We start from the raw sequence: 515 nt of genomic DNA on the forward strand, positions 1-515 counted from the left end.
TTATTGCGTTGTCTTAGGTGATATTCATCTGATGCACAGAGTTGAATAGCCTGCATATTCTTCCGATGATAAGTAATTAAATCAATACCTTGATCTTTCAATCTAATTTTTAATTCTTGGCTGATGTAGCCCCGATCCCCGTAAAGTTTTGCTTCTATACCAGCAACCAATTGCTCAACCATTTTTATGTCAGCAACATGTCCATTCGATAAAGCAGAACAGGCAATTTCACCAAATTGATTCATTGCAATATGTAATTTACAGCCATAAAACCAGCCCATTGAGCTTCTACCACGTGATGCAATTTGGATTAATGATTTATGACGCTGAATACGTTGATTTTTACAAACTGGCAGAGTTGTTGAATCAGTCCATAAATATTGTGTACCTTGGCCTTTCATCAGTGCCACATGTAAAGCGTGTAGAGCTAATTCATGCATATTGATCAGATGAATCATCCTTTGATAGCAAGGCAAGTACTTAAATAAATGGCTTTTATCTTCTTTTAACCAGCT

At 36.3% G+C, this 515-nt stretch carries 1 protein-coding gene; it reads right to left on the minus strand.

All coding sequences use genetic code 11. The features are described 5' to 3' along the window. Positions 1-515, minus strand: a 515-nt coding sequence (locus LOZ91_RS14550; protein ID WP_244783467.1) for an IS982 family transposase, incomplete at both ends; no start/stop codon positions are given.

Origin of the sequence: Acinetobacter sp. F-1 (genome assembly GCF_022869025.1) — a bacterium.
GTDB classification, from domain to species: domain Bacteria; phylum Pseudomonadota; class Gammaproteobacteria; order Pseudomonadales; family Moraxellaceae; genus Acinetobacter; species Acinetobacter pseudolwoffii.